The organism is Bacillus sp. JJ722 (assembly GCF_036963345.1).
Lineage (GTDB): Bacteria > Bacillota > Bacilli > Bacillales > DSM-1321 > Bacillus_AD.
In genome coordinates this window covers 1-4,955 of sequence record NZ_JBALMO010000141.1, presented here as the reverse complement: position 1 = coordinate 4,955, position 4,955 = coordinate 1, and the positions used below count along the sequence as shown (strand labels likewise).

General features: G+C 32.4%; 8 protein-coding genes and 1 pseudogene. 5 read left to right on the top strand and 4 right to left on the bottom strand.

The window, feature by feature from the left end:
• The 4 genes and pseudogenes from V7014_RS17035 to V7014_RS17020 all read right to left on the bottom strand — a co-directional run.
• Positions 1-320: pseudogene (locus V7014_RS17035) on the bottom strand (site-specific integrase); the annotation flags it as partial.
• Between the two features lie 222 nt (positions 321-542).
• On the bottom strand, positions 543-923 hold the full coding sequence (locus V7014_RS17030; protein WP_335508633.1) for a hypothetical protein: 381 nt from the start codon (positions 921-923) through the stop codon (positions 543-545).
• Positions 916-1,533: an ImmA/IrrE family metallo-endopeptidase gene (locus V7014_RS17025; protein ID WP_335508632.1), complete on the bottom strand. Its 618-nt coding sequence runs from the start codon at positions 1,531-1,533 to the stop codon at positions 916-918. Before V7014_RS17025 ends, V7014_RS17030 begins: the two co-directional genes overlap by 8 nt.
• Positions 1,534-1,599: 66 nt before the next feature.
• Entirely contained in the window at positions 1,600-2,013 is a 414-nt protein-coding gene (locus V7014_RS17020; RefSeq protein WP_335508631.1) for a helix-turn-helix domain-containing protein, read from the bottom strand.
• Positions 2,014-2,191: 178 nt separating this feature from the next.
• Here V7014_RS17020 and V7014_RS17015 point away from each other — a divergent pair, with 178 nt between their 5' ends.
• The 5 genes from V7014_RS17015 to V7014_RS16995 all read left to right on the top strand — a co-directional run.
• Positions 2,192-2,410, top strand: coding sequence for a helix-turn-helix transcriptional regulator (locus tag V7014_RS17015; RefSeq protein ID WP_335508630.1), 219 nt, complete (start codon positions 2,192-2,194; stop codon positions 2,408-2,410).
• A gap of 49 nt (positions 2,411-2,459) precedes the next feature.
• On the top strand, positions 2,460-2,723 hold the full coding sequence (locus V7014_RS17010) for a helix-turn-helix transcriptional regulator (RefSeq protein ID WP_335508629.1): 264 nt from the start codon (positions 2,460-2,462) through the stop codon (positions 2,721-2,723).
• Between the two features lie 40 nt (positions 2,724-2,763).
• Positions 2,764-3,066 carry a DNA-binding protein gene (locus V7014_RS17005; RefSeq protein WP_335508628.1) on the top strand — a complete coding sequence of 101 codons (303 nt, stop codon included), beginning with the start codon at positions 2,764-2,766 and terminating at the stop codon, positions 3,064-3,066.
• A 58-nt stretch (positions 3,067-3,124) separates the two neighbouring features.
• On the top strand, positions 3,125-3,772 hold the full coding sequence (locus V7014_RS17000) for a sporulation sigma factor-processing peptidase (protein WP_335508627.1): 648 nt from the start codon (positions 3,125-3,127) through the stop codon (positions 3,770-3,772).
• 399 nt (positions 3,773-4,171) lie between these two features.
• Positions 4,172-4,955, top strand: a 784-nt coding sequence (locus tag V7014_RS16995) for an ATP-binding protein (protein ID WP_335508626.1), incomplete at its 3' end; no start/stop codon positions are given.

The following is a 4,955-nucleotide window of genomic DNA, read 5'->3' as shown; positions in this document are numbered from 1 at the left end:
CCTATCATAGGTATGATATTTTTATGTACATTCTTGTGATGCAATTTAAATGTATTAGCTTTTACTGATTTCTTTTTGTAGGTTTCTAACCAATCAACAAGAAATTCATGTAGTAACATATTTTTATCGTAAGCTAGACCATTATTCATTTCGAGTTCTCGTAATGCGATTTTTACTTTTTCAAGAGCTTCTTTTTTTGTATCAGCTCTACGTGTAATTTGAGTTCTTTTTCCTGTAGCTGGATTTCGTGGACCTTCTTCTGTACATTTCCACTTATAACCTTGCTTATTTTTTGCAGATGTCTTTTGAAAATAAGCCATTGATAGTCTCCTTTCTTGATTTGTTCGGAAAATACTCTTGATAAAAAATTCCTAATGCAATGTGTTCTTAGTTTTGTCCTTCTTAATCATATTTTTGGGAACCGTTATATATTTATCAAAATCGTAATGTACTTTACCATCATCACTTTTACGAATATTTTTAAAAACTGGTATATTAATAGTCTTGTTAGTTTTCGGATTATTACTCACGTAGTTGCACTCCTAAACATTCATTAGTAAGTTCATGGTTCTGTTTTTTGGTATCTCATTTAGAACCATTTCGATATCTGTGGCATAAAGTATAAATTGCTCTATTACACTCGGATCGTGTAAATCGAATTTTAACCTTTTCTTTATTGAATATAGATTGATACCCAATCTTGAAGGGTAGTCTGGATTGATAATCAGTTCTGATAAATAAACAGGAATAGTTATTAATTGGTCATTAATTTCACTGTATTCAAATGATTCAATAGGTGCAATAACATCAAAATGATATACACGCTTGTCCCAGTTTAGTTCGTTAGAATAAAATTCAAGTACATAATGGAAAGGTACAAACTTATCATCAATATATTGATAGTCTAAAAATTGTTTAGGCATTAGGATTCACCATTCCTTTTTTAGCTTTGTATTGAAATGCTCTTTCTAGAATTTTATTAGTTTCATCAGAGTAGGGAGGAGCTTTAGGATATCGCGACTCCATATATCTTCTGTGTTCTTCATCAGCTTTAGCTTGCATTATTTGATTTCTAAACATTTCTAATCTTTTACGAGCAAATTCCTTTGTAACGTTAAAAGTTGATGCAATAATTTCAACCCCATCCTCAATGTTTAAGTAATTCGAGATATTCATTTCTAATAATAAAAATGTCGGAACACAAAAATGATACATAAAATTATTAGCCTGACTTTCTTGGAGACATCTAAATAGATATCTCATCGCGTCTTGATTACCTACGTGTTTTATTGCATGACATAATTCATGACCAAAATCTTGCCATTGTTCCTGTTCACTAAGTCTTTCATCTAGAAAGATACTGTATAATCCGTATATACTCTTAAAAAGCTTGCTATCATCTTTATGATAATGAATCCAAATATCTAAATCGTTTGCAATGTTATACATATCAATGTCATTTGGAGATTGAATATGCAAGTATTTGTATAATTCTTTAACATCCTCTTCTAATGAAGTTAGTATGTATTTCAAAATGCTCACCTCGAAACAGAATATATGTTCGTTTTATTATTAAAAGAAAAGCTCCAAGTTGGAGCATTATCTTCTTTTTTTGATGCGTGGTTGTCTATCCCCAGGTTTTCGACCTTTTTCAAGTTCGTTAATCATTTTTATATAATCAATAACCTTGCTTTTATTTTCCTCAGAAAATCCATGTGCACTTCTCATAGCGTATTGGAACTCTGGATCATTCATATACTCTTCGTATAATTTATCGTCATCATTGGGCTCTTGTTTATCTGTTCGCCCAAGGAGATAATCAGTTGAAACTTCAAAAAGATCAGCAATTTTATTAATTGTTTCCATTGGAGGTTGTTTAGTTCCGTTCTCATAGGCAGTATAAGTAGTTCTTGCTACCCCGATTAAATCAGCAATATAACCTTGAGTGAATTTACTATCAAGGGCTTTTTTAGATTCTCTTAACTTTTTTAATCGTTTTGGAAAAATATCCATATTAATTACCAACCATTCTAAAAAGTATATTTATCATTATTATAATGTTACTATAAGAAACAATAAAGTAATGTTCCTTAAAGTGTAACTTTTTTCGAAAATACCATTGACTTGTTCCTTTAGGTAACATATAATCCAGTTATAGAAAGTTACTAAAGGGAACAAGGAGGTGGATAAATTGAGAACTTGGTTAAAGGAACTTCGCTTAAAAAAAGGATACACACAACAAGATGTTGCAGAAAAGTGTAATATATCTAGAAGTTATTATACACATATCGAAAGCGGTACTAAAACTCCTACTGTAAAAATAGCAAAACTAATAGCATCAGTTTTAAACTTTAGCTGGACGATTTTTTTTGAAAATAAATGTTCTTTAAAGGAACAAAATACAGCTTAATACTTTGTTGCCTATTCCATTGAAAATACTCAGATAGGAGGTGAAGCATTTGAGTTTAAGAAAAACAAAAAGAAAAAAGACGAAATATCCTTGCCAAGAGTACTTAAACATCAAAGGGCAAAAGCGCCAAAGATTAATTGATGAAAGAAAGAGATTAGGTTTGAATCAAAAACAATTAGGTTTGATGTTTGGTGTTTCTGCTTCGTTAATCTCTCATCTTGAGAGTGGAAGAATTGATCCAAGTCTTGAGGTTGATTTAGGTTTACAACAGATTTTCAATCTTCCAACTGAAATTTTATTTCCAGATATTTAAAAAGTACTTCATAAGATACACATTTGAAAGGAGACAAATCATGATTCAAGTTAATCTAGACTTCACTGATGAACAGTTTCGTACAGTTCTTCGTGAAGAAATTCAAAAAGCTGTAGCTGATGTTGTTAAGCAAAATCAATTACCACCAATGTTAACACGAAAGCAATTTATGGAATTATTCAATATTAGTCAGACAAAGGCTTCTGAACTTCTGAATAGAGCCGATTTTCCAGTATGTCGTGAAGCTGGTGTTCTCATACCTTCACATTTGCTAATGAAATGGGTTGAAAAGAACACAAGATGGGTTGATGAAAACACAGATTATTTTAGTAGAGTCATATAAACATTTAATCTATTAATTTTATTTTACTTATTTAAACAAAAAAATGGAGGGGAACACAATGTCGAACACAAGAGTGCGAGGTAGTTTATATTCTGCCTCACAGATAGGAGAGATATTAAAAATTGTAAGGGAGCGTGCGTGTCAAGAGGAACAACGTACAAAAACATATTTTTGCACTCAACTAGGAATCACACAACAACGCTTAACCAATATCGAAAGTGGTTTTTCGGCACCACCATTTGAATTAGCAGCAGATTGGTGCAGATTAGTCGGAGATCACACAGCACTATCTAAAATCAAACACATTTATCGAGTGGGATTACCTGCTACAGATCCAAGGTTACTGATATCAGTACCAAACCAATTACAAAACCTTATACAACAGGCAGAAGGAGCTATAAAAGCAGCAGAAACATTACTGTCGATTAGTAAGGATATGAGACCGGGAAGAAAAATTAAAGAAGCAGTTAATGCGGAAATCGAGAAGTTAGCAGAGGAGGTATTAGATTTACAACAAGCGGCAGAAGCAACATTACTTTCAATGAGTGAGAATTGGAAATTAGATTTAGATAAAGTAATGAGCAACTGGACACAAGAAGCTCTAGTGGACCAAGTCATTATTCCATCTGTTGGTCACTTTGATGATATTAAAAAGCAAACATTTTTCGCTAAACGAGCATTGTCACTTGATTTAGGAGGTGTATAAAAAAATGAGAATTAAAGCTGGTATTTGGTTAAGTCTTTCAGATGAAACAAAGCTAGAATTACTAAAATTATACACAAAAAAATAGCATGCTGGCACATACTATTTTCCCTAGAAAATTCTTATCGTTGAATTTATTTTAACAGTTTATCGCTGTTACGGCAAGTTTCGTTATTGCCGTCATGGTCAAGAGTCGAGGTATCCCCCTACCTCATAAGCCATGCTCTTGATCGTGACGGTGCAAACGAAGCACTAAGGTCTTTGTAAATTAAATAGAAAGGAGCAATATGCATCTAAAGAAAAAGACTTCTGCTGGTAACAGAAGTCTAGTACTTAAAAAAATATTTTGTTCTTATTAATGTAACACATTACATTCTTTTGGTAAAGAAATGGAGGATTATTATGACTCAAGAATTAAGATTGGTTCGGTTATCACTTCGTAATTTTAAAGGTGTAAAGGAATTTACACTGGATGCTCGTGGATATAATGCTCGTGTATTTGGAGACAATGCAACTGGTAAAACTACTTTGTTTGATGCATTCGTTTGGCTGCTATTTGATAAGGACAGTCAAAACAAGAAAGACTTCTCAATTAAGACATTAGTGGCTGGCAAAGAAGTTCATAATCTGGAACATGAAGTTGAAGCTAGTTTCTTACTAGATGGAAAGGAAATTACACTTCGTAAAGTATTTGCTGAAAAATGGACAAAGAAACGTGGTTCGGCAACTTCTGAGTTTTCTGGACATACTACAAGCTATTTTGTTAATAGTGTGCCATCCAAGAAAAAAGAGTATATGGATGAGGTTGCATCTATTATCCAAGAAGATGTTTTTAAACTTCTTACTTCACCTTCTTTCTTCAACGAACAGTTAAAGAAAGAGGAACGCAGAAAAACATTATTAGAAATTTGCGGTGATATTTCAGAAGAAGAAGTTATTGCAAGTGATTCTGCATTATCTTCACTTCCAACAATCTTGCAAGGTCGAACAATTGAAAATCATCGTAAAATCATTTCTGTAAGACGTACTGAGATTAACAAAGAACTAGAAAAAATTCCTGTTCGTATCGATGAAATTACGCGTTCTTTACCTAATGTTGACGGTTTAGACAAAGAGGGTTTAGAGACTCAGATAACTACTATAAACAATAATATTGATGAAAAATTAACAACAATAAGCAATATTC